Raw genomic sequence first — 24,966 nt, forward strand, 5'->3', positions numbered from 1 at the left:
GATCGACACCATGTCCTGGCTCAAGAAACTCACGCCGGCCCGCATCCGCACCGATGCCGGCCCGCGCAAGCGCAACGTCCCGGAAGGCCTCTGGGAAAAATGTGACCGCTGCGGCGCCGTGCTGTACCGCCCGGAGCTGGAGGAAAACCTCGAGGTCTGCCCGAAGTGCGCCTTCCACATGCCCATCCGCGCCCGCGCGCGGCTCAATGCTTTCCTCGACATCGGCAGCGGCAAGGAGCTGGGCGCCACGCTCGGCCCGGTCGACGTGCTGAAGTTCAAGGACCAGAAGAAGTACGCCGAGCGCATCAAGGTGGCGCAGAAAACCACCGGTGAGCGCGACGCGCTGGTCACCATGGAGGGCCTGCTCAAGCAGCGCCCGATCGTCGCCAGCGCCTTCGATTTCGCTTTCATGGGTGGCTCGATGGGCTCGGTGGTCGGCGAGCGCTTCAGCCTGGGCGCGGAACGGGCTGCGGAAATCGGTGCGCCCTTCGTCTGCTTTTCCGCCAGCGGCGGCGCGCGCATGCAGGAAAGCCTGTTCTCGCTGATGCAGATGGCCAAGACCTCGGCCGCGCTGGGCCGCCTGCGTGCCAAGGGGCTGCCGTATATCTCGGTGATGACGCATCCCACCACCGGCGGCGTGTCGGCCAGCTTCGCGATGCTGGGCGACATCAACCTGGCCGAACCGGAGGCGCTGATCGGTTTCGCCGGCCCGCGCGTGATCGAGCAGACCGTGCGCGAAAAGCTGCCGGAAGGCTTCCAGCGCAGCGAATTCCTGCTCGACCACGGCGCCATCGACCAGATCTGCGACCGCCGCGAACTGCGCGACCGCATCGCCGACCTGACCGCGTTGCTGCTCAAGCAGCCGCATCCGCCGGAAGATTCGGAGTTGGTCGCATGAGCCGCAGGTATTTCGGCACCGACGGCATCCGCGGCCGCGTCGGCACACCGCCGATCTCGGCCGATTTCGTGCTGCGCCTCGGCAATGCCTACGGTCATTCCCTTCGTGCGCGACTGGGCGAAGGCTGGCGCAAGCCGGTGGTGGTCATCGGCAAGGACACCCGCATCTCCAACTACATGTTCGAGGCGGCGCTGGAAGCCGGCCTGGTCGCGGCCGGCGTCGATGTGCAGCTGATGGGCCCGATGCCGACGCCCGCCGTCGCGCATCTCACCCATTCGATGCGCGCGGATGGCGGCATCGTGATTTCCGCTTCGCACAACCCGCATTACGACAACGGCATCAAGTTCTTCTCGGCGCATGGCGAGAAGCTGGATGACGAAGCCGAACTGGCGATCGAAGCCGCGCTGGACCAGCCGTTCAGCACCGTGCCGTCCGAGCAGCTCGGCCGCGCGCAGCGCGTGCGCGACACCATCGGCCGCTACGTCGAGGCCTGCAAGAACTCGGTGCCGAAGGGCTTCGACCTCGGCGGCATGCACGTCGTCGTCGATTGCGCGAACGGCGCCAACTACCAGCTCGGCCCGCTGGTGCTGCGCGAACTCGGTGCCCGCGTCGAAGCGATCGGCGTGGAGCCGGACGGCCTCAACATCAACGATGGCGTGGGTTCGACGCATCCCGAATTCCTCGCCGCCGAAGTGGTGAAGCGCGGCGCGGCGCTCGGCATCGCCTTCGACGGCGACGGCGACCGCGTGCTGTTCGTCGATGGAGCCGGCCGCATCTGCGACGGCGACGACCTGATCTACGTGCTCGCCCGTGACTGGCAGGCCAGCGGCCGTTTGCACGGGCCGGTGGTCGGCACGCTGATGACCAATTTCGGCCTGGAGAAGGCGCTGGGCGATGCCGGCATCGGCTTCATGCGGGCGAAGGTCGGCGACCGTTACGTCCACAAGATGCTGCTGGACAACGACGCCACGCTCGGCGGCGAAGCCTCCGGCCACCTGCTGTGCCTCGACCGCACCAGCACCGGCGACGGCATCATCGCTGCGCTGCAGGTGCTGGAAGTGCTCGGCCGTACCGGCCAGTCGTTGGCGCAGGCGCTGGCCGGGCTGAACAAGGTGCCGCAGAAAACCGTCAACGTGCGCGTCGCGCCGGGCAGCAAGCCGGTAGAAGCCGACAGCGTGCAGGCAGCCTTGCGCGAAGCGCAGGCCGCCGTGCAGGGCAGGGGGCGCGCCTTCCTGCGCCCGTCCGGCACCGAGCCGGTGGTGCGCGTCACGGTGGAAGCCGATGACGCCGCGCTGGTCGCGTCCACCCTCGAAAAACTCGAAACCGCGGTCAAGGCCGCCTGCTGATCCATGGATCCGACGAACATGAGCATTCCCAGCCTCGACATCCGCCGCTTCACCCAGCCGACCAGCGCCGAGGACCGCGCCGCCTTCGTGCGCGAACTGGCCGAGACCTACCGCGAATGGGGCTTCGCCGGCATCCGCGGACACGGCATCGACGATGCGCTGGTCGATGCGGCCTACGACGACTTCAGGAACTTCTTCGCCCTGCCGACCGACACCAAGAGGAAGTACCACGTCGCCGGCGGCGGCGGTGCGCGTGGCTACACGCCATTCGGCATCGAGACCGCGAAGGGCGCGCAGCACCACGATCTCAAGGAGTTCTGGCACATCGGCCGCGAGATCCCGCGCGATTACGCGCATGCGGATGTGATGCCGCCGAACGTGTGGCCGGACGAAGTGCCCGGCTTCCACCAGCACGGTTACGCGCTGTACCAGGCGCTCGATGACCTGGGTTCGCAGGTGCTCGCCGCGCTGGCGCTGTCGCTCGACCTGCCGGAGAACTGGTTCGCCGACAAGACCGATTTCGGCAACTCCATCCTGCGCCCGATCCACTACCCGCCGATCGAAACGCCGGACGTCCCCAACGTGCGCGCCGGTGCCCACGAGGACATCAACCTGATCACACTGCTGGTCGGTGCGAGCGCCGCGGGCCTTGAAGTGCTTTCGCGCAAGGGCGAATGGGTGCCGTACACCGCGGAGCCGGGCACCATCGTCGTCAACATCGGCGACATGCTGCAGCGACTGACCAACCACGTGTACCCGTCCACCACGCATCGCGTGACCAATCCGCCGGGCGAGGCCGCACGCAAGCCACGCTATTCCACGCCGTTCTTCCTGCACCCCAACCCGGATTTCGTGATCGACGTGTTGCCGCAGACGGTGACCGCCGACAACCCGAGCCGTTACCCCGAGCCGATCACCGCGCACGAATACCTGCTCGAACGCCTGCGCGAGATCAAGCTGGCCTGAGCGCCGGCTCCCCGTACCGAAAGCCTAGATTTGGAGGAAATGATGACGATGCGCCGCAAGATCGCCGCCGGAAACTGGAAATTGAACGGCTCGCGCGCGTTCGCCGATGAACTGCTCGGCGCGCTCGACGTGCCGGCGGGCGAGGGCGTCGAGGTGCTGGTCTTCCCGCCGATGCCCTATGTGGCCGAACTCGCTTCGAAATACGCCTCGCGCGGGATCGGTTTCGGTGGCCAGGACGCCAGCGCGCACGCCAAGGGCGCGCATACCGGTGAAGTCGCCGCCTCGATGCTGAAGGAAGTGGGCGCCACCCACGTGCTGGTGGGCCATTCCGAGCGTCGCCAGGACAACGGCGAGACCAGCGCCATCGTCGCCGACAAGTTCGTCGCGGCGAAGGCCGCCGGCCTCGTGCCCGTGCTCTGCGTGGGCGAGACGCTGGCCGAACGCGAGGCCGGCCAGACCGAGGCGCGCATCACCGAACAGCTGGATGCGGTGATCGCCGCCGCGGGTGTGGCGGGGCTGGAAGGCGCGATCGTCGCCTACGAACCGGTCTGGGCCATCGGCACCGGCAAGACCGCCACGCCAGCCCAGGCGCAGGACGTGCACGCTTTCATCCGTGGCCAGGTGGCGGCGCGTGATGCTAATATCGCCGGCTCGCTGCCGATCCTCTATGGCGGCAGCGTCAAGGCCGACAACGCCGGCGAGCTGTTCGCGCAGCCCGACGTCGATGGCGGACTGGTCGGTGGCGCCTCCCTGGTCGCCGCCGAATTCAACGGCATCATCGCCGCGGCGGTGGCCTCACGGAACTGAAGAAACATGCTGCTCTGGGTCCTCAACATCTTCTACGTGCTGATCGCGATCGCGATGATCGCGCTCATCCTCATGCAACGCGGCGCCGGTGCGCAGGCAGGCTCCGGCTTCGGTGGCGGCGCCTCGTCCACGGTGTTCGGTTCGCGTGGCGCGTCCAACTTCCTGTCCAAGTCGACGAAGTGGCTGGCGGTGGCGTTCTTCGTCATCACCATCGCCATGGCGTGGCTGCACATGCACGGCGCGCGCAATTCGGGCCAGCAGCGCACCGACCTCGGTGTGATGGCAGGCGCACAGCAGGCCCCGGCTAAGGATGCCAAGCCGGCAGCGGTCATTCCTTCGGCACCGGCATCGCCGGCCATCCCGCAGGCCGCACCGGCCACGGTTCCGGCGCAGCCTGCACCTGCAGAAGCAACGCCCGCACCTGCCGCGCAGGAGCAGAAACCCGCCCAAGGCGGCTGACAACGCATTACAATGTTCGCTTCCCGAAGCATCGCGATGCAGACGGAAGATTTGCCCAGGTGGCGGAATTGGTAGACGCACTACCTTGAGGTGGTAGCGGCTTAGGTCGTGGGGGTTCGAGTCCCCCCTTGGGCACCACTCTTCGCGCAACCGGGCCTCACTTGGGGCCCGGTTGCACAATAGCCACGCCGCTTCCTCATGCGGCCTAGCTGACGAGAACGCACGTGCTGGCCGAATACCTGCCGACCCTGCTGTTTTTGATCGTTGCCACCGGTATCGGCATCGCGCTGATCGTGATCGGCAACCTGGTCGGGCCCAAGAAGCCCAGCGCCGAGAAACTGTCCCCGTACGAGTGCGGCTTCCTGCCGTTCGAGGACGCGCGCATGCAGTTCGACGTGCGTTATTACCTCATCGCCATCCAGTTCATCATCTTCGATCTGGAAATCATCTTCATCGTGCCGTGGACGCAGGTGTTCATGGAGATCGGCGTGCGCAGCCTGGTCACCATGGGCCTGTTCGTCGGGATGCTGTTCCTCGGTTTCATCTACGTCTGGAAGAGGGGAGCACTCGAATGGGAGTGAGCCACACGCCGTTCTACAACCCGCTGCCGGAAGGCCGTCTGGATGACCTGCTGCGCCCCGAGGGCGACAACCCGGTCATGCAGCAGGGCTACGTCACCACCAGCATGGACGCGCTGTGGAACTGGGCGCGTACCGGCTCGATGTGGCCGATGACCTTCGGCCTGGCCTGCTGCGCGGTGGAGATGATGCACGCGGGTGCCGCGCGCCTGGACATGGACCGCTTCGGCGTGGTGTTTCGCCCGTCGCCGCGCCAGTCCGACGTGATGATCGTGGCCGGCACGCTGGTCAACAAGATGGCGCCGGCGCTGCGCAAGGTCTACGACCAGATGCCCGACCCCAAGTGGGTCATCTCGATGGGCAGCTGCGCCAACGGCGGCGGCTACTACCACTATTCCTATTCGGTGGTGCGCGGCTGTGACCGCGTGGTGCCGGTCGATGTCTACGTGCCAGGCTGCCCGCCGACCGCCGAAGCGCTGGCCTACGGCATCCTGCAGTTGCAGAAGAAGATCCGGCGCACGACGGTGTTCGGCGACAAGTCGTCGCAGGGCGCCATCGCCACCCATTCGTGAGTGCGAACCCGATGAACCAGAACGCAGCGACCTTCGCCGATGCCCTGCGCGCCCGCTTCCCGGGCTGCGAAGTGCACGTCGCCGAACCGCGTGGCGAAGTGACCGTTGAAGTGCAGGCGGGTGGCTGGCGCGATGTCGCGCGGACCCTGCGCGACGAATTCGGTTTCGAGCAGTGCGTCGATGTCAGCGGCATCGACTACCTCGGCTACGGCAGCGACGAATGGGATACCGAAGTCTCGTCGCAGGGCTTCAGCCGTGGTGTCGAAGGCCGTGGCCCCGGTCGCTTCAAGTGGGGCGAGCCGATGACCGAGCAGGCCGCGCAGCCTGCCGGCACCGAGCTCGTGCAGCCGGTCGCCGGTCGCCGTTTCGCCGCCGTCGCGCACCTGCTCTCGGTATCGAACAACCAGCGTGTGCGCCTGCGCGAATTCTGCGCCGACGATGCGCTGCCGGTGGTCGATTCGCTGACCTCGCTCTGGGCAGGCGCCGACTGGTTCGAGCGCGAAGCCTTCGACCTGTTCGGCATCGTCTTCCGTGGCCACCCGGACCTGCGCCGCATTCTCACCGACTACGGTTTCGTCGGCCACCCGTTCCGCAAGGATTTCCCGCTGATCGGCAATGTCGAAGTCCGCTACGACGCCGACAAGCAGCGCGTGATCTACGAGCCGGTGACCAGCGTCGAGCCGCGCGTCGGCGTGCCGCGCGTGGTGCGTGACGATTCCCGCTTCGACACCGCGCAGGGCGAGTCGAAGGACCTCAAGATCAACGGAGCCGCCCGATGAGCGCGCCCAGCCTGCAGAGCCCGCCGGCTTCCACCGCCTTCGCCAGCAATCCGCTGGAAGCGCGCCAGGAAATCCGCAACTACACGCTGAACTTCGGCCCGCAGCATCCGGCCGCACACGGCGTGCTGCGCCTGATCCTGGAGATGGACGGCGAGACCGTGATGCGCGCCGACCCGCACGTCGGCCTGCTGCACCGGGGCACCGAGAAGCTCGCCGAATCCAAGCCGTTCAACCAGTCGATCGGTTACATGGACCGCCTCGACTACGTGTCGATGATGTGCAACGAGCATGCCTATGTGCGTGCCATCGAGACCCTGCTCGGCGTCGAAGCTCCGGAACGCGCGCAGTGGATCCGCACGATGTTCGACGAGATCACCCGCATCCTGAACCACCTGATGTGGATCGGTTCCAACGCGCTCGATCTCGGCGCGATGGCTGTGTTCCTCTACGCCTTCCGCGAACGCGAAGAGTTGATGGACGTGTACGAGGCGGTGTCGGGTGCGCGCATGCACGCGGCCTACTACCGTCCGGGCGGCGTGTACCGCGACCTGCCGGACCGCATGCCGCAGTACAAGGAATCGAAGTGGAAGAAGGGCGCCAAGCTCAAGCGCTTCAACGAGTGGCGCGAAGGTTCGATGCTCGATTACCTCGAAGCCTTCACGAATGACTTCCCGAAGCGCGTCGACGAATACGAGACGCTGCTGACCGACAACCGCATCTGGAAGCAGCGCACCGTCGGCATCGGCGTGGTGACGCCGGAGCAGGCCCATGCCTGGGGCATGACCGGCCCGATGATCCGCGGTTCCGGCATCGCCTGGGACCTGCGCAAGAAGCAGCCCTACGCCAAGTACGCCGAGGTGGATTTCGACATCCCGGTGGGCGTGAAGGGCGACTGCTATGACCGCTATCTGGTCCGCGTGGCGGAGATGCGCGAGTCCAACCGCATCATCCAGCAGTGCGTGAAGTGGTTGAAGGCCAACCCCGGCCCGGTGATGCTGGACAACCACAAGGTGACGCCGCCTTCGCGCGAAGCGATGAAGGACGACATGGAAGCGCTCATCCACCACTTCAAGCTGTTCACCGAAGGCTATTCGGTGCCGGCGGGCGAGACCTATGCGGCGGTGGAAGCGCCGAAGGGCGAGTTCGGTTGCTGGCTGGTCAGCGACGGCGCCAACAAGCCGTTCCGCTGCAAGCTGCGCGCCCCGGGTTTTGCCCATCTTTCGTCGATGGACGCCATCGTCAAGGGCCATATGCTGGCCGACGTGGTGGCGATGATCGGCACCTATGACATCGTGTTTGGCGAGATCGATCGATGAAGGCCACCGGCAATTTCGAGAACGCGCGCAACGTCGACCCGATGGTCGTGCTGAGCGACGCGACGCGCGCCCACATCGACCACTGGTTGACCAAGTTCCCGGCGGACCGCAAGCGTTCGGCCGTGCTGCAGGGCCTGCATGCCGCGCAGGAGCAGAACGGCGGCTGGCTGTCCGACGAGATCATCGCCGGCGTCGCCAAGTACCTGGGCCTGCCGCCGGTGTGGGCGTATGAAGTCGCCACGTTCTATTCGATGTTCGAGACCGAGAAGGTCGGCCGCAACAACGTCGCCTTCTGCACCAACATCAGCTGCTGGTTGAATGGTGCCGAGGACCTGGTCGCGCACGCCGAGAAGAAACTCGGCTGCAGGCTGGGCGAGTCCACCGCCGATGGCCGCGTCTTCCTCAAGCGCGAGGAAGAGTGCGTGGCCGCCTGCTGCGGTGCGCCGGTGGTCGTGATCAACGGGCATTACCACGAGAAGCTCGATGCGGCGAAGGTCGACGAGCTGCTGGACGGGTTGAAGTAAACGATGGCTCATCATTCCCACTACAGCGAAGGTTACGGCCCGGTCGGTCCCGCACCGTCGGAGCACAGCGTGGTCTACACGACGTTGCATTTCGACAAGCCGTGGTCGTACGACAACTACCTGAAGACCGGTGGCTACGCGGCGTTGCGCAAGATCCTCGAAGAGAAGATCGCGCCGGCCGACGTCATCGAGATGGTCAAGCAGTCCGGCCTGCGTGGCCGCGGCGGCGCGGGCTTCCCGACCGGCCTGAAGTGGAGCTTCATGCCGAAGGGCGACATGCAGAAGTACATCCTCTGCAATTCCGATGAATCGGAGCCCGGCACGGCCAAGGACCGCGACATCCTGCGCTACAACCCGCATTCGGTGGTCGAGGGCATGGCGATCGCCTGCTACGCGACCGGCTCGACCGTCGCCTACAACTACCTGCGCGGCGAGTTCCACCACGAACCGTTCGAGCATTTCGAATCCGCGCTCAAGGAAGCCTACGAGCACGGCTGGCTCGGCAAGAACGTGCTGGGCAGCGGCATCGACATCGACATCTACGGCGCGCTTGGCGCCGGCGCCTACATCTGTGGTGAGGAAACCGCGCTGATGGAATCGCTGGAAGGCAAGAAGGGCCAGCCGCGCTTCAAGCCACCGTTCCCGGCCAATTTCGGCCTGTACGGCAAGCCGACCACCATCAACAACACCGAGACCTATGCCTCGGTGCCGGCGATCATCCGCAACGGCGCGCAGTGGTTCGCCGACCTCGGCATCCCCAACAACGGCGGCCCGAAGGTGTTTTCGGTGTCGGGCCATGTGGCGAAGCCGGGTAACTACGAGATCCGCCTCGGCACGCCGTTCGCGCAGCTGCTGGAACTGGCCGGCGGCATCCGCAACGGCCACAAGCTGAAGGCGGTGATCCCGGGCGGCTCTTCGATGAAGGTGCTGCCGGCCAACACCATGATGGCCTGCACGATGGATTACGACAGCATCGGCAAGGCCGGTTCGGGTCTAGGCTCCGGCGCGGTCATCGTGATGGACGAGACCACCTGCATGGTGCGCGCCTGCCAACGCATCTCGCGGTTCTATTTCAAGGAAAGCTGCGGCCAGTGCACGCCGTGCCGCGAAGGCACCGGCTGGATGTACCGGCTGCTGACGCGCATCGTCAACATGGAAGCGACCATGGACGACCTGCAGATGCTGCGTGCGTCGGCGGGGCAGATCGAAGGCCACACCATCTGTGCCTTCGGCGAGGCCGCCGCCTGGCCGGTGCAGGGTTTCCTGCATCATTTCTGGGACGAGTTCGAATACGCCATCGTGAACAAGCGCTTCCTGGTCGATGACCAGAAAAACGGCACCGTCGTGCAGAAGGAGGCCGCGTGAGCACGCCTCCGTCCCCGGTGAACCCGAACCTGCCGCCGGACCACGTCACCGTCTTCATCGACGGCGTCGAACTGGCCACGCCGAAGAACGCGATGATCATCCATGCCGCCGACAAGGCCGGCATCCCGATCCCGCGCTTCTGCTATCACGAGAAGCTGCCGATCGCTGCCAACTGCCGCATGTGCCTGGTGGAAGCGGAGATGGGCGGTCGCATGAGCCCGAAGCCGCTGCCGGCCTGCGCCACGCCGGTCGCCGATGGCATGAAGGTGTTCACGCGCAGCGACAAGGCGTTGAAGTCGCAGCGCAACGTGATGGAATTCCTGCTGATCAACCACCCGCTGGATTGCCCGATCTGCGACCAGGGCGGCGAGTGCGAGCTCCAGGACGTGTCGATGGGCTACGGCCGCGGCATCAGCCGTTATTCCGAGAAGAAGCGCGTCGTCGCCGACGAGGACATGGGCCCGCTGGTCGCGACCGAGATGACGCGCTGCATCCAGTGCACGCGCTGCATCCGCTTCACCGCCGACATCGCCGGCACCTATGAACTGGGCGGCATGCAGCGTGGCGAGAACCTGCAGATCGGCACGTTCGACGGCAAGCCGCTGACCACCGAACTGTCCGGCAACGTCATCGACGTCTGCCCGGTCGGTGCGCTGACCAACAAGGTGTTCCAGTTCAAGGCGCGTCCGTGGGAACTGATCGCCAAGGATTCGCTGGGCTTCCACGATGCGCTCGGCAGCAACCTGTTCCTGCACGCGCGCCGCGGCGACGTGATGCGTGCGGTGCCGCGCGACAACGAGGCCGTCAACGAATGCTGGCTGTCCGATCGCGACCGCTACGCGCACCAAGGCATGTATGCCGAGGACCGTGCGCTCAAGCCGATGATCCGCGTGGGCGAGGGCAGCGAGCCCGAGGCCTTCCGCGAAGCGGGTTGGGATGAAGCGCTCGGCGTGGCCGCGCAGATCCTGCGTGATCATGCGGGTGATGCGCTCGGCGTGCTGGTGCATCCGGCCACTTCGAACGAGGAGGGCGCGTTGCTTGCACGCCTTGCCGCCGCGCTCGAAACCGGCAACATCGACCACCGCATCAGCCAGCACGACCTGTCGGATGCCGCCATCGCTGAAGTCTCCGGCATGCGCGTGGAAGACATCGAGCATGCCGATGCCATCGTCATCCTCGGCAGCCATTTGCGCCACGAAGTACCGCTGCTGCACCAGCGCGTGCGCAAGGCGTGGAAGCGCGGCGCCAAGGTCTATTCGGTCAATCCGGTCGATTTCGATTTCGCCTTCGACCTGGCCGGCAAGGCCATCGCAGCGCCGTCGCAGTTGGCCGATGCGCTCGGCGCCCTCGATATCGGTGACACCGAACGCGCAGTGCTGATCGTCGGCGGCGTGGCCGAGAACGGCGCGCATGCCTCCGCCATCCGCAAGGCCGCGCAGCTGTTCGCCGACCGCACCGGTGCGCGGGTCTGCCGGCTTCCGCAGGGCGCCAATGCCATCGGCCTGGCGAAGCAGGGCGTGTTGCCGACCCAGCGTCCGACCCAGGACATGCTGCGCGAGGCGCGGCAGGCCTATGTGATGTACGGCATCGAGCCGGGCCTCGACTTCGCCGACCAGGGCGTGGCGATGCGTGCGCTCGGCACCGCGAAGACGGTGGCCTTCAGCCATTACGCCTGCCGTTCGACGCGTGCGGTCGCCGACGTGATCCTGCCGATCGCGCTGCTGCCCGAAATCGAAGCCACGTTGACCAACATGGATGGCCGCGAGCAGCAGACGCAGCCGGCCGGCAAGCTGCGCGGCGATGTGCGCGAAGGCTGGCGCGTGCTGCGTGCGCTCGGTGCGTCGCTGTTCGCCGACGGCTTCGGTTTCACCGATATCGCGGGGCTGCGCGCCTCGATGCAGCCGCGCAAGGTCGAAGTGCGTGCCGGCAACGTCGCGCTGTCCGGTTCGCCGGGTCTCGAGATCGCCGCATCGCAGGCCATCTATCGCACCGATGGCACGGTGCGTCGCGCGGCTGCCCTGCAGGCGCACCCGCTGACGGTCGGGCCGCGTGCGGTGCTGAATGCCGAAACCGCGACCGCCGCCGGCCTGAAGGATGGCGCCATGGGCAAGTTCTCGACCGGCGCCGGCACCGCCGCGTTGCCGGTCGAGGTCAGCGACAAGGTCGCGCCGGGCGTGGTCTGGGTCGAATCCGGTTACGGCGCCACCGCGCCGCTGGCCGCCAGCCGTGTGGAGGCGAAACCCGCATGAGCCATTACATCGACATGCTGCACGACTGGTTCATGCAGCTCGGCAACATCGGCATCGTGCTGTGGATCGTGCTGAAGGTCCTGGCGATCGCCGTGCCGGTGATCATCGCGGTGGCTTTCTACGTGGTCTGGGAGCGCAAGCTGATCGGCTGGATGCATGTCCGCCACGGGCCGATGTACGTCGGTTTCGGCGTGTTCCAGGCCTTCGCCGACGTCTTCAAGCTGCTGTTCAAGGAAGTGGTGCAGCCCAGCCAGGCCAGCAAGTTCCTCTACATCCTGGCCCCGCTGATCGTGCTGGCGCCTTCGTTCGCCGCCTGGGCGGTGGTGCCGTTCGATGCACAGCTGGTGCTGTCGAATGCCAACGCCGGCCTGTTGTACCTGCTGGCGATGACCTCGCTCGGCGTGTACGGCGTGATCCTGGCTGGCTGGGCATCGAACTCCAAGTACGCCTTCCTCGGTGCGATGCGTTCGGCCTCGCAGGTGGTGAGCTACGAAATCGCGATGGGCTTCGCGCTGGTCGGCGTGATGATCGCCTCGGGCAGCCTGAACCTCAGCGAGATCGTGATGGCACAGAGCGGTAATGCCGGCGTGTTCGAATGGTTCTGGCTGCCCCTGCTGCCGCTGTTCCTCGTTTACTTCATCTCGGGCGTGGCCGAAACCAACCGCGCGCCGTTCGACGTGGTGGAAGGCGAGTCGGAAATCGTCGCCGGCCACATGGTCGAATACTCGGGCTCGCAGTTCGCGCTGTTCTTCCTGGCCGAGTACGCCAACATGATCCTGGTGAGCTTCCTCACCGCGATCTTCTTCGCCGGTGGCTGGCTGTCCCCGCTGCAGGGCTGGGTGGACATGGGCGACGTGCATTGGCTGGTGAACTGGATCTGGCAGGGCGGCTGGCCCTGGTTGTTCGCCAAGGTGGCGTTCTTCATGAGCTGCTTCATCTGGTTCCGCGCCTCGTTCCCGCGCTACCGCTACGACCAGATCATGCGGCTCGGCTGGAAGGTCTTCATCCCGATCACCATCGCCTGGATCGCGGTCACCGCGTTGCTGGTGTTCTACGGCGTCGTCAAGGCGGGAGTCTGATCACGTGAACCGCATCGTGCATTACTTCAAGAGCCTGATGCTCATTGAGATGTTCAAGGGCTTGTGGCTGACGCTGAAGTACCTGTTCCGTCCCAAGTACACCCTGATGTATCCGATGGAGAAGACGCCGCAGTCGCCGCGCTTCCGTGGCCTGCATGCGTTGCGCCGCTACCCGAACGGCGAAGAGCGCTGCATCGCCTGCAAGCTGTGCGAGGCGGTGTGCCCGGCGCTGGCGATCACCATCGACTCGGAGCGTCGCGAGGACGGCACCCGCCGCACCACCCGCTACGACATCGACCTGTTCAAGTGCATCTTCTGCGGGTTCTGCGAGGAATCCTGCCCGGTGGATTCGATCGTCGAGACGCACGTGCACGAATACCACTTCGACCGGCGTGGCCAGAACATCCTGACCAAGCCGACCCTGCTCGCCATCGGTGACCGGCTCGAGGCCGAGATCGCCGAACGCCGCGCGGCCGACGCGCCGTACCGCTGAGGACGACATGGACTCCGTGATTCTCACCGCCTTCTACGCATTCGCCGCCGCTGCCGTCATGGCGGCCGTGGGCGTGATCAGCGTGAAGAACCCGGTGCACGCAGCCTTGCTGCTGGTGCTGACGTTCTTCTCCATCGCCTGCACCTGGATCATCGCCGGTGCCGAATTCCTCGGCGTGTCGCTGATCCTGGTCTACGTCGGCGCGGTGATGGTGCTGTTCCTGTTCGTGGTGATGATGCTGGATGTCGACACCACGCCGATGCGCGAAGGCTTCGTGCGCTACCTGCCGGTCGGCCTGGTGGTCGCGGTGGTGATGCTGGTCGAGATCCTCGCGCTCATCGGCGTGCGTGCGCGCATGGCCGGCTTCGGCCCGAACACGGTGGAGGCCAGTGGCATCGGCAACACCAAGTGGCTGGCCGAAACGCTCTACACCAAGTTCCTGCTGCCGTTCGAGCTGGCGGCGGTGATCCTGACGGTCGCGGTCATCGCGGCGGTGATGCTCACCCTGCGCCGTCGCACCGGCAACAAGCACCAGAACCCGTCGGAGCAGTCGGCGGTGCGCGCGCAGGACCGCATCCGCATGGTGAAGATGGAGGCGGTGAAGCCGCAGCCCATCGCCCAGGACAACCCGGAGGCTCCCTGATGTTCGACGTACCCGTGGGCCTCGGCCACTACCTCACGCTCGGCGCGGTGTTGTTCTGCATCAGCGTGGCCGGCATCTTCCTCAACCGGAAGAACGTGATCATCCTGCTGATGTCGATCGAGCTGATGCTGCTCGCGGTCAACATCAACTTCGTCGCCTTCTCGCGCCACATGGAAGACGCGGCGGGGCAGATCTTCGTGTTCTTCATCCTGACCGTGGCCGCGGCCGAGGCGGCGATCGGCCTGGCCATCCTGGTCGCGCTGTTCCGCAGCCGCCGCACCATCGAAGTGATGAAGATCGACTCGCTCAAGGGCTGAGTCGGCACTCCGCAGTCGCAACACCCACCGGTAAAACGGCGAAACCGAACACATGACCATCTCCACCACCCATCTGCTGATCATCGTGCTGGCGCCGCTGCTGGGCTCGATCCTGGCCGGCCTGTTCGGGCGCCAGATCGGCCGCGCGGGCGCGCATACCGCCACCATCGCCGGTGTCGCGGTGAGCTTCGCCCTGTCGGCCTACGTGCTCTGGCAGCTGGTCGGGCAGGGCGCATCGCCGTTCAACCAGAACCTCTACACGTGGTTCGAGATCGGCAGCTACCAGGCGCATGTCGGCTTCATGGTCGACAAGCTGACCGCGATGATGATGGTCGTCGTCACCTTCGTTTCGCTGCTGGTGCACGTCTACACCATCGGTTACATGCACGAAGATCCGGGTTACCAGCGTTTCTTCAGCTACATCTCGCTGTTCACCTTCTCGATGCTCATGCTGGTGATGAGCAACAACTTCATGCAGCTGTTCTTCGGCTGGGAAGCGGTGGGCCTGGTGTCCTATCTGCTGATCGGCTTCTGGTTCAAGAAGCCGACCGCGATCTTCGCCAACCTGAAGGCCTTCTTGGTCAACCGCGTCGGCGACTTCGGCTTTTTGCTCGGCATCGCCGGCATCCTGTTCTGGTTCAAGTCGCTTGACTACGGCACGGTGTTCGCCAACATCCCGGTGCTCGCGGGCCAGACCGTTCCGGGTTTCGAAGGCTGGAGCGCCGCGACCTTCATCTGCATCTGCCTGTTCATCGGCGCGATGGGCAAGTCGGCGCAGGTGCCGCTGCACGTCTGGCTGCCGGATTCGATGGAAGGCCCGACGCCGATCTCCGCGCTGATCCACGCTGCGACGATGGTGACCGCGGGCATCTTCATGGTCGCGCGCATGTCGCCGCTGTTCGAGCTGTCGCAGACCGCGCTCAACTTCGTGCTGTTCATCGGCGCCACAACCGCGTTCTGGACCGGCCTGATCGGCATGGTGCAGAACGACATCAAGCGCGTCGTCGCGTACTCCACGCTGTCGCAGCTGGGCTACATGACGGTGGCGCTGGGCGTGTCGGCGTATTCGGCCGCGGTCTTCCACCTGATGACGCATGCCTTCTTCAAGGCGCTGCTGTTCCTGGCCGCCGGCTCTGTGATCATCGGCATGCACCACGAGCAGGACATGCGGAAGATGGGTGGCCTGCGCAAGTACATGCCGATCACTTTCTGGACCTCGGTCATCGGCACGTTGGCGCTGGTCGCCACGCCGTTCTTCAGCGGCTACTACTCGAAGGACGCGATCATCGTCGCCGCCGGCGAGCACGCGCACGAAACCGGCGGCTTCATCGCCACGTATGGCTATTGGGCCGTGCTGCTCGGCGCGTTCGTCACTTCGTTCTACAGCTTCCGGCTGCTGTACCTGACGTTCTTCGGGCCGGAGCGTTTCCGCGACGCGCACCATGACGACCATCATGCCGATGCGCACCACGACGACCACGGCCATCACGGCGCGCATGAACCGCATGAAAGCCCGTGGGTGGTGACGCTGCCGCTGGTGCTGCTGGCGATTCCGTCGATCATCATCGGCTTCTTCACCGCGGGCCCGATGCTGTTCGGTACCGACTGGAGCGGCCACCACAAGCAGGTGCCGTTCTTCCAGGGCGCGATCGACCTGGCGCCGGCACACGACGTGATGGCGAAGATCGCGGCGGAAGACTGGCACGGCCCGGTGAAGTTCGCGCTGCATGGTTTCGCAACGCCGGCGTTCTGGTTGGCCTTGCTGGGCTTCGCGCTGGCCACGGCGATGTACATCCTCTGGCCGCAGCTGCCGAAGAAAGCCGCGCAGATATTCCGCCTGCCGATCCGCATCCTTGAAGAGAAGTACGGCTTCGACAAGCTGTGGATCAACGGTTTCGCCGGCGGTGGCGTGCTGCTGGGCAAGGCGTTCCGCTGGTTCGATTCGATGGTGATCGACCGCGCCATCGTCGATGGCAGCGCCAACGTGATCGGCGCGGCGGCCGGCAAGGTACGCAAGGTGCAGAACGGGCGGCTGTACAGCTACGCGTTCGCGATGATCCTGGGCCTGATCGCGTTGCTGGGCTGGCTCATCAAGGCGTGGATGTGAGGCGGGTTGAAGTGATGGAAGTCCGGCAGAACAAGAAGGAATGTGACCTGTGAGCCAGTTGCCTTTGCTCAGCCTGCTGGTGTGGCTGCCGATTTTGGGAGGCGCGGCGCTGCTCGCGATGGGGCGCATGCCTGCCAACACCGCGCGCTGGACCGCGCTGCTGGTCTCTTTGCTGGTGCTGTTGGTCAGCGTCGGACTGGTCAGCGGCTTCGACCACGCCAACCCGGGCATGCAGTTCGTCGAGAACGCGCCGTGGATCGCGGCCTACGACATCTTCTACCACCTCGGTGCCGACGGCATTTCGGTCGCGCTGATCCTGCTGACCACGATCACCACGGTGCTGGTGGTGCTCGGCGCGTGGGGCTCGATCGACAAGCGGGTGAACCAGTATTTCGCGGCCTTCCTGATCCTCGAAGGCCTGATGGTCGGCGTGTTCGCCGCGCTCGACGCCGTGCTGTTCTACGTGTTCTTCGAAGGCATGCTGATCCCGATGTTCATCATCATCGGCGTCTGGGGCGGCCCGCGCCGCGTGTATGCCTCGATCAAGTTCTTCCTCTACACCTTCCTCGGTTCGGTCTTCATGCTGGTGGGCCTGGTCTACCTGTACATGAAGGGCGGCAGCTGGCAGCTGGCGGACATGACCGCGTTGCCGCTGACGATGAAGGAGCAGACCTGGCTGTTCTTTGCCTTCTTCGCCGCGTTCGCGGTCAAGGTGCCGATGTTCCCGGTGCACACCTGGTTGCCGGACGCGCACGTCGAGGCGCCGACCGCCGGTTCGGTGGTGCTGGCCGCCATCATGCTGAAGATCGGTGGCTACGGCTTCCTGCGCTTCAACCTGCCGATCGTGCCGGATGCCAGCCACGAATACGCCTGGCTGGTGATCGTGCTTTCGCTCATCGCCATCATCTACATCGGCCTGGTCGCACTGGTGCAGGACGACATGAAGAAGCTGGTCGCCTATTCGTCGATCTCGCACATGGGCTTCGTGACGCTCGGCATCTTCATCGCCATGGGGCTGATGCGTGACAGCGGCAACGCCGACGCCGCCCGCCTGGGCCTGCAGGGCGCGATGGTGCAGATGATCTCGCACGGTTTCATCTCCGGCGCGATGTTCTCCTGCATCGGCGTGCTGTATGACCGCATGCACACCCGCATGATCCGCGACTACGGCGGCGTGGCGAACAGCATGCCGTGGTTCGCCGCGTTCTTCGTGTTCTTCGGTTTCGCCAACTCCGGCCTCCCGGCCACCAGCGGATTCGTCGGCGAGTTCATGGTGATCCTGGCCAGCTTCCAGCAGCATCCGTGGCTCGCGTTCGCCGCCGCCACCACGCTCATCACCGGCGCCGCCTACACGCTGTGGCTGACCAAGCGCGTGATCTGGGGCGAGGTCAACAACCCGCACGTCGCCGAGATGAAGGACGTCAACCGCCGCGAGGCCTTCATGCTGGCGGCCTTCGCCGCGGGCGTGCTGATCATCGGTCTGTGGCCGAAGCCGCTCACCGACCTGATGGAGCCGTCCATCGCGCAACTGGCGAACCAGCTCGCCACCAGCAAGCTTTCCGGACTGTAAGACGATGGCCAATACGCTTCCCGCCCTGACGATCGCCGAACTCTGGCCGCTGCTGCCGGAGCTGACGCTCGCCGCTTCCGCGTTCGCGCTGCTGCTGTTCGACCTGTTCTTCGACGCACGCCAGCGTGGCTGGACGATGCTGCTCGCGCTCATCGTGCTGATGGTGGTGGGCATGATGGCGGCCACCGGCATCGGTGGGCACGGCGTGGTCATGCACGAGATGTTCGTGCGCGACGGCCTGTCGGACCTGGCCAAGGGCGTGATCTGCTTCGGCAGCGCGGCGACGCTGGCCTACGGCTTCGATTACTTCAAGGAACGCGGCAGCTACAAGGGCGAAGTCCCGGTGCTGATCCTGTTCGCCACGCTCGGCATGATGCTGCTGTCGTCCGCCAACAACCTGGTGATGATCTACGTCGGCCTGGAAATGCTGGCGCTGTGCTCCTACGCGCTGGTCGCGCTGGAGCGCGACAACCCGCTGGCGACCGAAGCCGGCATGAAGTACTTCGTGTTGGGTGCGCTGGCTTCCGGCATGCTGCTGTACGGCATGTCGCTGCTGTACGGGGCGACCGGCACGCTGGACCTGCCGGGCATCCGCGCCGTGGCTGCTGCGGGCGGCGAGAACGCCAACCTGCTGCTGGCCGGCATGGTCTTTGTGGTGGCGGGCGTGGCCTTCAAGCTCGGCGCGGCCCCGTTCCACATGTGGCTGCCGGACGTCTACCAGGGCGCCCCGACGCCGATCACCATGTTCCTCAGCGCGGCGCCGAAGGTCGCGGCCTTCCTGATGGCCTACCGCCTGCTGGAATCCGGCCTGGGCCCGCTGGATGACAAGTGGCGCGTGCTGGTCGGCGGCCTGTCGGCGCTGTCGTTGGCGGTCGGCAACCTGGTCGCGCTGGCGCAGACCAACCTCAAGCGCATGCTCGCCTACTCAACGGTCTCGCACATCGGTTTCCTGCTGATGGGCGTGGCTGGTGGCGGTATCGCCGGTTACGGTGCGGCGCTGTTCTACGCGGTGATCTATGCGATCACTTCGATGGCGGCGTTCGGCGCGATCGTGCTGATGTCGCGGCAGGGTTTCGAAGCCGAGGAGATCGCCGATTACTGCGGCCTGTCCGCACGCGATCCGTGGATGGCGTTCCTGGTGATGTGCGTGATGGCTTCGCTGGCCGGCGTGCCGCCGTTCGTTGGTTTCTTCACCAAGCTCGATGTGATCAGCGCGGCGGTGCAGGGCGACATGCTGTGGCTGGCGATCGTCGGCATCGTGTTCGCGGTGGTCGGCGCGTTCTACTACCTGCGCGTCATCAAGGTGATGTATTTCGAGGAAGCCGGCAGCAGCGAAGTGGCGCGGCCCCGCGACAATCGCGGCCTGCGCGTGCTGTTCGCGGTCAATGCACTGTTGATGCTGGCGCTCAGCCTGGGCCTGAATCCGCTGATGGCCTGGTGCCGCCAGGTGTTCGCCGCCTGATCTGGATTCATCGCTGCGCTTGCATCGATTGGATGCATCGCGCATAATTCCGCTCCTGATGCGGGGTGGAGCAGTCTGGCAGCTCGTCGGGCTCATAACCCGAAGGTCGCAGGTTCAAATCCTGCCCCCGCTACCAACACGATATGCGGCGTGACCTTGCTCCGGTCACGCCGTTTTTTTTGTCTTTCGATAGCCGGACACCGTGATGTCGGGTTAGCCTCGCGACTGATGGGCCTTGTGCCGGTCGCCATCGTGGCCACTTCGCGCGAGGCACCGCAAGCCAAGGAAGGAACGATGCCGGCTTCTGCATGGGTGACGATCAGCGCATGCGCCTTGGCGTGCACGGCGTTGCTGTTCTCCGAAGTGCGGCACTGGCGCACGGGCCGGATGATCTTCAAGACCCTGGCCAGCACGGCCTTCGTGCTGCTGGCACTGCAGCTGGATGCGGCGGCCTCGGCATACGGGCGCGCCATCCTCCTCGCGCTCGGGTTGAGCTGGCTGGGCGATGTGCTGCTGCTGTCCACCCGCAGCCGGATCTTCCTGATCGGCATCGCCAGTTTCTTGCTGGCGCACCTCGCGTTCTCGTGGGCGTTTGTCCTGCACGGGTTCGACGGGCGGGCGGCCATCGGCGCCGTGGTGGTCATGGCGGCATTCGGCATCGCCATCCTTGCGTGGCTGAGGCCGCATCTTTCCGGCCTGTACCGCTTCGCCGTGCCCGCCTATGTGCTGGCCATCGTGATGATTGTCTCGCTGTCGGTGGCCGCGAGTGTCGCGACCGGCACGTGGTCGTTGGCGGCGGGCGCCGTGCTGTTCGCGGTCTCGGATATCTCGGTGGCGCGTGATCGCTTCGTGTCGCCGGGCTACGTGAACCGGCTGTGGGGGCTTCCGCTGTACTACCTCGCGCAGATCGTGCTGCTGTCGACGTTGGGACTGCACGCCACGAACTGAAACGACGCGGGTGCCTCGGCATCGCACGTGCATCGATGTGCCGGCATCGACAAGCTGCAAGTACGCGATGAATCGTGATGCGTGCATCTCGACCGCATCCCACATCGACAAGGCCCACCTGCCCAAGGCCCGGTATTTCACGTCATGTTGCCGCCGGGCGGCGCGACACTCGCCCGTCAGCTACGGGTTGATGGGGAAGCGTGCCTCTGATGCGACATAGGTGGACCTGCGTCTTCCCGCATCCAAGCCGGATCAAACCTTGCGGAGATGTGAAATGCGCATCGCACTGTTGTTGGTTTCCAGCGCCGTCCTCGCGGCTGCCTGCAGCGGCGGCCAGACACTGCCCGAAGGCAGCAGCATCGGCGCGGATCCCAAGTTGCCGGCACCGCAACGATCGCTGATCCCGACCGTGGACATCGCGCCTGCCACCGGCTGGCCCGATGGCGCGGCGCCCACAGCCAGCGGCGGTCTGGCGGTCACGCGATTCGCCGACGGGCTTGATCACCCGCGCTGGTTGCTGGTGCTGCCGAATGGCGATGTGCTGGTGGCGGAGTCCAACGGGCCGGCCGGCAAGGGCGGCGTGAAAGGCATCAAGGGCAGGATCATGGGCTCGGTGATGAAGAAGGCGGGGGCCGGTGCGCCCAGTGCGGATCGCATCACCCTGTTGCGCGATGCCGACCACGATGGCGTCGCGGAAATCAGGCAGCCTTTCCTGAGCGGACTGCATTCACCGTTCGGGATGGCGCTGGTGGGTGATCGCCTTTATGTCGCCAACGCCGATGCGTTGGTCTGGGTGCCGTATCAGGCCGGGCAGCTCAAGAGCGATGCCGCGCCAACCAAACTTATCGACCTGCCCGGCAAGGGCGATGAACTCAATCATCACTGGACCAAGAGCCTGATCGCCAGCCGCGATGGAACGCGCCTCTACGTTGGCGTCGGCTCAAACAGCAACGTGGCCGAGAACGGCATGGCCGCCGAGCAGAACCGTGCGGCGATCCTGGAAGTCGATCCTAGGACCGGCGCGTTCCGGGTGTTCGCATCCGGCATCCGCAATCCAGTCGGGTTGGCGTGGGAGCCTTCGGGCGGCGCGCTGTGGGCGGTGGCGAACGAGCGCGACGAACTGGGCAACGATCTGGTGCCGGACTACCTGACGTCGGTGCGCGAAGGCGGTTTCTACGGCTGGCCGTACAGCTATTGGGGGCAGCACGTGGATGCGCGGGTCAAGCCGCAGGACCCCGCGCAGGTGGCGAAGGCGATCAAGCCGGATTTCGCGCTGGGCAGCCATGTCGCGCCATTGGGTCTGGCATTCACGCAGGGCGGTGCATGGAGCGGCGGCAAGCCGGGCGCGGTGATCGGACTGCACGGCTCCTGGAACCGCAAGCCGCAGGTCGGCTACAAGGTGGTGTTCGTGCCGTTCTCGGGTGGACGGCCGACAGGCGCGATGCAGGATGTGCTGACCGGCTTCCTGGATGGGCGCGGCAACGCGCGTGGACGGCCGGTGGGCATCGCGATGCAGGCGGAAGGCGGCATCCTCGTCGCCGATGATGTCGGCAATGCGGTGTGGCGAGTCGCACCTTCGAAGTGATTCTGCCGGCTGTCCCGGCCCCGGCTGGCTAGCGCGTCTTGCGGGTCACGCCGGGTCGCGCGGGCGCGGAAGGCGCTTCGTCGGCATTGGCATCGGCACCGATGCGCTGCAGCGTGCGGGTCACGCCGAGCACTTCGATCTTGCCGCCTGATTTGCGGAAGGCTTCCAGATCGGCGGCGATCACCTCATGCGTCATCGGCGAACGGTCGCTGGCCTTGCGCGCGGGTAAGAACGCGCCGGTGCGTGTCCGCGCGGGCGGCGTGGCGGTGGCGGGCGAGGCATCCGGAGCGGGCGTGGCGACGGGTGTCTTCTTGCGGCTTGGCACGGATCAACCTCCTGGGGCGAGTGTCATGGGGATGCCGCGCGCGGTGCGTTCCGCGTATTCGGCGCGTACGTCGCGGCAGTAGGGGCCGTCCATTACGAAACGGCGGCAGATCTCGGGGCGCGACTCGTAGATGGAGCAGCACATGCGCGCGGAATCGAGCGCGACGCACCAGCCTTCCTCGTCACGCGCCATGACATGCAGGCCCGCTTCGGTGTGGGTGGTGTAGTGCGCGGGGATGCGTTCGTGGGGTTGCAGCACGACCGTGAGCCGGCAGCACACCGCATCGCAACGGCTGCAGTCCGCGCTCATGCGATGACCCCGCGACGGAAATGCAGCATGCGTCCGCGATGCGGTGGCAGGTCGGCATCGTCCATCGGGCAGCGTTCCGCCTCGACATGGAAGCCCTGCGCCTCCAGCAGGCGACCGAAGCGCGTGCTGTTGCCGCGTCCGGGATCGGTGACCATCACTTCGGCGTCGGGCAGCGCGTGGCGCTCGACAACGCCGGCGACGAGTTCGGCATGGTCGCGTTCGTACAGCACGTCGCTGGCGATGATGACGTCGAAGCTGCCCAGCGCCGGCAAGGCTTCGCCCCAGCGGAATTGCCGGTAATGCAGGGCCGGCAGCGCGTTCAATGCCGCGTTGTAGGCCAGGAACACTTCGGCCAGCGGATGCGCGTCGGTGGCGACGATCTCGGCGCCGCGACGCTGCAGCACCAGACTGGCCAGACCGATGCCACATCCCAGTTCAAGGATGCGCTTGCCGGCGATGTCGAAACGATGCATCGCCTGCGCCAGCAGCCGGCCGGCGGGCCAGAGCTGTCCGAACAGGCTCCATTGCGCGGATGAAATGCCGATGCGGGCGCTGTGGCCGTCCGGGTCGGCGAACTGCTGGGTGTCGTTGAGCACGCGCAGGCGATAGTCGTGGCCGCCGATGGCGGATGCGATTTCGCGGACGTGGTAACCAGGCATGGCGCTTCCGAAAGGGGCGTTGCCGGCGTTGCGGCGGAACGCGTAAGAGGAAGCGAAGCGATCGACGGTGACGTCGGACGGGACGCACGAGGCAGTGCAGTGCGTCCCATCCTACGCTATGGGCTTGCCCAAGCCGTTCACGCGTGGCGCGCGCCGTGCGCGTGCGTGATCAACGTGATGGATCAACGGGTGCGGCCGCGACCTACCAGCAGGCGCAGCAACCGATACGAATCCGGGCCATACGGCGGCTTGGCGAGGCGCCCGAGCAGGCGTGCGGTGAGCGTGCTTTGCCTCAGCACCGGCTTGAAATGCGACAGCGCGTTGAAGCCCGCTTCGCCATGGTACGCACCGAAGCCACTGCCGCCGATGCCGCCGAAAGGCAGGCGATGCTGTGCGAAATGCACCATGCAATCGTTCACGGTGACGCCGCCGGCGTGCGTGGTGACGAGCACATGGTCGATGCGCCCGGCATCGTGGTCGAAGTAGTAGAGCGCGAGCGGGCGGTCGCGTTCGCGGACGAAACCGAGCGCATCGTCCAGCGTGTCGTAGCCGATGACCGGCAGCAGCGGCCCGAAGATTTCCTCCTGCATCACCTGCATGTCGGGGCGTACATCCAGCAGCAGGGTGGGCGGGAAGCCGCGTGCATCGTCGGGCGCCCATGCCTGCAGGATCCGCGCACCTTGCGCGGCGGCATCGTCAACCAGTGACTGCATGCGTGCCCGTGCCTTGGCATCGATCATCCGGGTGTAGTCGTCGGCGCGGCTGGCCGGCGGCCAACGCCGCTTGATGGTCGCCATCGCGTGGTTGGCGAAGGTGTCGATCTTCGCGCCCGGCACCAGCGCGTAATCGGGCGCGATGCAGGTCTGCCCGGCATTCCAGAACTTGGCGCTGGCGATGCGGTCGGCGGCATCTTCCAGATGGAAACTGTCGTGGACGATGGCCGGCGACTTGCCGCCCAGTTCCAGCGTGACCGGCGTGAGGTTGGCGGCAGCCGCAGCCATGACCTTGCGCCCGACGCGGCCCGAGCCGGTGAACACGATGTGGTCGAAGGGCAGGGCGGCGAAGGCGGCGGACAGTTCCGCATCGCCCATGACCACCACGACTTCATCGGCGGCGAAGCATTCGGCGACCACGCGTTGCATCAGCGCCGCGGTGGCCGGTGCGTGTTCGGAGGGCTTGATCATCACCCGGTTGCCGGCGGCGATCGCGTTGACGGCGGGCGAAAGGTTGAGCAGCAGTGGATAGTTCCATGCGCCGATCACGCCGACCACGCCACGCGGCTGCGGATACAGCTGTGCACGGCCGGGCAGGAAGTTCCAGTTCGGCGTGACGCTGCGCGGGCGCATCCAGCGCTTCAGGTGGCGGCGGAGGTGCGCGATCTCGGTGAGCAGCGGCATCCATTCCAGCAGGCGCGTTTCGAAGGGCGCACGGTGGCCGAAGTCGGCGGAAATCGCATCGACCCAATCCTGTTCGTGACGGCGTACGGCGGCGTCCAGCGCGTCGAGCATGGCGATGCGTCGTGCATGCGTCGGCATCGGGTCGCGCAGGGCGGCGTCGCGTTGTGCGCGGAAGGCGCGGGTCAGTGCGGTGTCGGGAGTGTCATCCATGGC

The 24,966-nt window shown here is 65.9% G+C and carries 25 protein-coding genes and 2 tRNA genes; 23 read left to right on the plus strand and 4 right to left on the minus strand.

The window, feature by feature from the left end:
• Positions 1–10: 10 nt before the first annotated feature.
• The 23 genes from accD (at position 11) to DCD74_RS03455 (ending at position 22,063) form a co-directional block, all read left to right on the plus strand.
• Positions 11–898 carry an acetyl-CoA carboxylase, carboxyltransferase subunit beta gene (accD, locus tag DCD74_RS03345; protein WP_112926066.1) on the plus strand — a complete coding sequence of 296 codons (888 nt, stop codon included), beginning with the start codon at positions 11–13 and terminating at the stop codon, positions 896–898.
• The gene (gene glmM / locus DCD74_RS03350; RefSeq protein ID WP_112926067.1) at positions 895–2,244 is read left to right on the plus strand and encodes a phosphoglucosamine mutase; all 1,350 of its coding nucleotides are present in this window, start codon (positions 895–897) and stop codon (positions 2,242–2,244) included. Before accD ends, glmM begins: the two co-directional genes overlap by 4 nt.
• A gap of 18 nt (positions 2,245–2,262) precedes the next feature.
• Positions 2,263–3,210 carry an isopenicillin N synthase family dioxygenase gene (locus DCD74_RS03355; protein ID WP_112927640.1) on the plus strand — a complete coding sequence of 316 codons (948 nt, stop codon included), beginning with the start codon at positions 2,263–2,265 and terminating at the stop codon, positions 3,208–3,210.
• 48 nt (positions 3,211–3,258) lie between these two features.
• On the plus strand, positions 3,259–4,017 hold the full coding sequence (gene tpiA / locus DCD74_RS03360) for a triose-phosphate isomerase (protein ID WP_112927641.1): 759 nt from the start codon (positions 3,259–3,261) through the stop codon (positions 4,015–4,017).
• A 6-nt stretch (positions 4,018–4,023) separates the two neighbouring features.
• On the plus strand, positions 4,024–4,476 hold the full coding sequence (gene secG / locus DCD74_RS03365) for a preprotein translocase subunit SecG (protein WP_112926068.1): 453 nt from the start codon (positions 4,024–4,026) through the stop codon (positions 4,474–4,476).
• Between the two features lie 53 nt (positions 4,477–4,529).
• Positions 4,530–4,614, plus strand: a tRNA-Leu gene (locus DCD74_RS03370).
• Positions 4,615–4,700: 86 nt separating this feature from the next.
• Positions 4,701–5,057 carry an NADH-quinone oxidoreductase subunit A gene (locus DCD74_RS03375; protein WP_112926069.1) on the plus strand — a complete coding sequence of 119 codons (357 nt, stop codon included), beginning with the start codon at positions 4,701–4,703 and terminating at the stop codon, positions 5,055–5,057.
• Positions 5,048–5,626 carry a NuoB/complex I 20 kDa subunit family protein gene (locus tag DCD74_RS03380; RefSeq protein WP_112926070.1) on the plus strand — a complete coding sequence of 193 codons (579 nt, stop codon included), beginning with the start codon at positions 5,048–5,050 and terminating at the stop codon, positions 5,624–5,626. Before DCD74_RS03375 ends, DCD74_RS03380 begins: the two co-directional genes overlap by 10 nt.
• Positions 5,627–5,637: 11 nt before the next feature.
• On the plus strand, positions 5,638–6,405 hold the full coding sequence (locus tag DCD74_RS03385; protein WP_112926071.1) for an NADH-quinone oxidoreductase subunit C: 768 nt from the start codon (positions 5,638–5,640) through the stop codon (positions 6,403–6,405).
• The gene (locus DCD74_RS03390) at positions 6,402–7,721 is read left to right on the plus strand and encodes an NADH-quinone oxidoreductase subunit D (RefSeq protein ID WP_112926072.1); all 1,320 of its coding nucleotides are present in this window, start codon (positions 6,402–6,404) and stop codon (positions 7,719–7,721) included. Before DCD74_RS03385 ends, DCD74_RS03390 begins: the two co-directional genes overlap by 4 nt.
• Positions 7,718–8,245 carry an NADH-quinone oxidoreductase subunit NuoE gene (gene nuoE, locus DCD74_RS03395; protein ID WP_112926073.1) on the plus strand — a complete coding sequence of 176 codons (528 nt, stop codon included), beginning with the start codon at positions 7,718–7,720 and terminating at the stop codon, positions 8,243–8,245. Before DCD74_RS03390 ends, nuoE begins: the two co-directional genes overlap by 4 nt.
• A gap of 3 nt (positions 8,246–8,248) precedes the next feature.
• Positions 8,249–9,610 carry an NADH-quinone oxidoreductase subunit NuoF gene (nuoF, locus tag DCD74_RS03400; protein ID WP_112926074.1) on the plus strand — a complete coding sequence of 454 codons (1,362 nt, stop codon included), beginning with the start codon at positions 8,249–8,251 and terminating at the stop codon, positions 9,608–9,610.
• A 17-nt stretch (positions 9,611–9,627) separates the two neighbouring features.
• A complete protein-coding gene (gene nuoG / locus DCD74_RS03405) occupies positions 9,628–11,859 on the plus strand; it encodes an NADH-quinone oxidoreductase subunit NuoG (protein ID WP_112926075.1) in 2,232 nt (743 codons plus the stop codon).
• Positions 11,856–12,938: an NADH-quinone oxidoreductase subunit NuoH gene (gene nuoH / locus DCD74_RS03410; RefSeq protein WP_112926076.1), complete on the plus strand. Its 1,083-nt coding sequence runs from the start codon at positions 11,856–11,858 to the stop codon at positions 12,936–12,938. Before nuoG ends, nuoH begins: the two co-directional genes overlap by 4 nt.
• A gap of 4 nt (positions 12,939–12,942) precedes the next feature.
• Positions 12,943–13,431 carry an NADH-quinone oxidoreductase subunit NuoI gene (gene nuoI / locus DCD74_RS03415; protein ID WP_112926077.1) on the plus strand — a complete coding sequence of 163 codons (489 nt, stop codon included), beginning with the start codon at positions 12,943–12,945 and terminating at the stop codon, positions 13,429–13,431.
• A gap of 7 nt (positions 13,432–13,438) precedes the next feature.
• Positions 13,439–14,074, plus strand: coding sequence for an NADH-quinone oxidoreductase subunit J (locus DCD74_RS03420; protein ID WP_112926078.1), 636 nt, complete (start codon positions 13,439–13,441; stop codon positions 14,072–14,074).
• Entirely contained in the window at positions 14,074–14,391 is a 318-nt protein-coding gene (gene nuoK, locus DCD74_RS03425; RefSeq protein ID WP_112926079.1) for an NADH-quinone oxidoreductase subunit NuoK, read from the plus strand. Before DCD74_RS03420 ends, nuoK begins: the two co-directional genes overlap by 1 nt.
• Positions 14,392–14,443: 52 nt before the next feature.
• Positions 14,444–16,498, plus strand: coding sequence for an NADH-quinone oxidoreductase subunit L (nuoL, locus tag DCD74_RS03430; RefSeq protein WP_112926080.1), 2,055 nt, complete (start codon positions 14,444–14,446; stop codon positions 16,496–16,498).
• A gap of 49 nt (positions 16,499–16,547) precedes the next feature.
• Positions 16,548–18,068: an NADH-quinone oxidoreductase subunit M gene (locus DCD74_RS03435; RefSeq protein ID WP_112926081.1), complete on the plus strand. Its 1,521-nt coding sequence runs from the start codon at positions 16,548–16,550 to the stop codon at positions 18,066–18,068.
• A gap of 4 nt (positions 18,069–18,072) precedes the next feature.
• Positions 18,073–19,530, plus strand: coding sequence for an NADH-quinone oxidoreductase subunit NuoN (gene nuoN / locus DCD74_RS03440; protein ID WP_112926082.1), 1,458 nt, complete (start codon positions 18,073–18,075; stop codon positions 19,528–19,530).
• 59 nt (positions 19,531–19,589) lie between these two features.
• A tRNA-Met gene (locus DCD74_RS03445) sits at positions 19,590–19,666 on the plus strand.
• A gap of 158 nt (positions 19,667–19,824) precedes the next feature.
• A complete protein-coding gene (locus DCD74_RS03450; RefSeq protein WP_217424280.1) occupies positions 19,825–20,478 on the plus strand; it encodes a lysoplasmalogenase in 654 nt (217 codons plus the stop codon).
• 274 nt (positions 20,479–20,752) lie between these two features.
• A complete protein-coding gene (locus DCD74_RS03455; RefSeq protein ID WP_112926084.1) occupies positions 20,753–22,063 on the plus strand; it encodes a PQQ-dependent sugar dehydrogenase in 1,311 nt (436 codons plus the stop codon).
• Positions 22,064–22,091: 28 nt separating this feature from the next.
• On the opposite strand, the gene DCD74_RS03460 is transcribed toward DCD74_RS03455, so the two are convergent.
• From DCD74_RS03460 to DCD74_RS03475, 4 genes are all read right to left on the minus strand, one after another.
• The gene (locus DCD74_RS03460) at positions 22,092–22,388 is read right to left on the minus strand and encodes a hypothetical protein (RefSeq protein WP_112926085.1); all 297 of its coding nucleotides are present in this window, start codon (positions 22,386–22,388) and stop codon (positions 22,092–22,094) included.
• A gap of 3 nt (positions 22,389–22,391) precedes the next feature.
• The gene (locus tag DCD74_RS03465) at positions 22,392–22,697 is read right to left on the minus strand and encodes a YkgJ family cysteine cluster protein (RefSeq protein ID WP_112926086.1); all 306 of its coding nucleotides are present in this window, start codon (positions 22,695–22,697) and stop codon (positions 22,392–22,394) included.
• Entirely contained in the window at positions 22,694–23,356 is a 663-nt protein-coding gene (locus DCD74_RS03470; protein WP_112926087.1) for a class I SAM-dependent methyltransferase, read from the minus strand. The genes DCD74_RS03465 and DCD74_RS03470 overlap by 4 nt, the downstream gene beginning before the upstream one ends.
• A 182-nt stretch (positions 23,357–23,538) precedes the next feature.
• The gene (locus tag DCD74_RS03475) at positions 23,539–24,963 is read right to left on the minus strand and encodes a coniferyl aldehyde dehydrogenase (protein WP_112926088.1); all 1,425 of its coding nucleotides are present in this window, start codon (positions 24,961–24,963) and stop codon (positions 23,539–23,541) included.
• Between the last annotated feature and the right edge of the window lie 3 nt (positions 24,964–24,966).

The sequence above is a fragment of the Lysobacter oculi genome (assembly GCF_003293695.1).
GTDB lineage: Bacteria > Pseudomonadota > Gammaproteobacteria > Xanthomonadales > Xanthomonadaceae > Solilutibacter > Solilutibacter oculi.

Bases quoted from the DNA above. Each gene is read 5' to 3' on its own strand.
- accD (WP_112926066.1), top strand. From the start codon at position 11: ATGTCCTGGCTCAAGAAACTCACGCCGGCCCGCATCCGCACCGATGCC.
- glmM (WP_112926067.1), top strand. From the start codon at position 895: ATGAGCCGCAGGTATTTCGGCACCGACGGCATCCGCGGCCGCGTCGGC.
- DCD74_RS03355 (WP_112927640.1), top strand. From the start codon at position 2,263: ATGAGCATTCCCAGCCTCGACATCCGCCGCTTCACCCAGCCGACCAGC.
- tpiA (WP_112927641.1), top strand. From the start codon at position 3,259: ATGCGCCGCAAGATCGCCGCCGGAAACTGGAAATTGAACGGCTCGCGC.
- secG (WP_112926068.1), top strand. From the start codon at position 4,024: ATGCTGCTCTGGGTCCTCAACATCTTCTACGTGCTGATCGCGATCGCG.
- DCD74_RS03380 (WP_112926070.1), top strand. From the start codon at position 5,048: ATGGGAGTGAGCCACACGCCGTTCTACAACCCGCTGCCGGAAGGCCGT.
- DCD74_RS03385 (WP_112926071.1), top strand. From the start codon at position 5,638: ATGAACCAGAACGCAGCGACCTTCGCCGATGCCCTGCGCGCCCGCTTC.
- DCD74_RS03390 (WP_112926072.1), top strand. From the start codon at position 6,402: ATGAGCGCGCCCAGCCTGCAGAGCCCGCCGGCTTCCACCGCCTTCGCC.
- nuoE (WP_112926073.1), top strand. From the start codon at position 7,718: ATGAAGGCCACCGGCAATTTCGAGAACGCGCGCAACGTCGACCCGATG.
- nuoF (WP_112926074.1), top strand. From the start codon at position 8,249: ATGGCTCATCATTCCCACTACAGCGAAGGTTACGGCCCGGTCGGTCCC.
- nuoH (WP_112926076.1), top strand. From the start codon at position 11,856: ATGAGCCATTACATCGACATGCTGCACGACTGGTTCATGCAGCTCGGC.
- DCD74_RS03420 (WP_112926078.1), top strand. From the start codon at position 13,439: ATGGACTCCGTGATTCTCACCGCCTTCTACGCATTCGCCGCCGCTGCC.
- nuoK (WP_112926079.1), top strand. From the start codon at position 14,074: ATGTTCGACGTACCCGTGGGCCTCGGCCACTACCTCACGCTCGGCGCG.
- nuoL (WP_112926080.1), top strand. From the start codon at position 14,444: ATGACCATCTCCACCACCCATCTGCTGATCATCGTGCTGGCGCCGCTG.
- nuoN (WP_112926082.1), top strand. From the start codon at position 18,073: ATGGCCAATACGCTTCCCGCCCTGACGATCGCCGAACTCTGGCCGCTG.
- DCD74_RS03450 (WP_217424280.1), top strand. From the start codon at position 19,825: ATGCCGGCTTCTGCATGGGTGACGATCAGCGCATGCGCCTTGGCGTGC.
- DCD74_RS03455 (WP_112926084.1), top strand. From the start codon at position 20,753: ATGCGCATCGCACTGTTGTTGGTTTCCAGCGCCGTCCTCGCGGCTGCC.
- DCD74_RS03465 (WP_112926086.1), bottom strand. From the start codon at position 22,697: ATGAGCGCGGACTGCAGCCGTTGCGATGCGGTGTGCTGCCGGCTCACG.
- DCD74_RS03470 (WP_112926087.1), bottom strand. From the start codon at position 23,356: ATGCCTGGTTACCACGTCCGCGAAATCGCATCCGCCATCGGCGGCCAC.
- DCD74_RS03475 (WP_112926088.1), bottom strand. From the start codon at position 24,963: ATGGATGACACTCCCGACACCGCACTGACCCGCGCCTTCCGCGCACAA.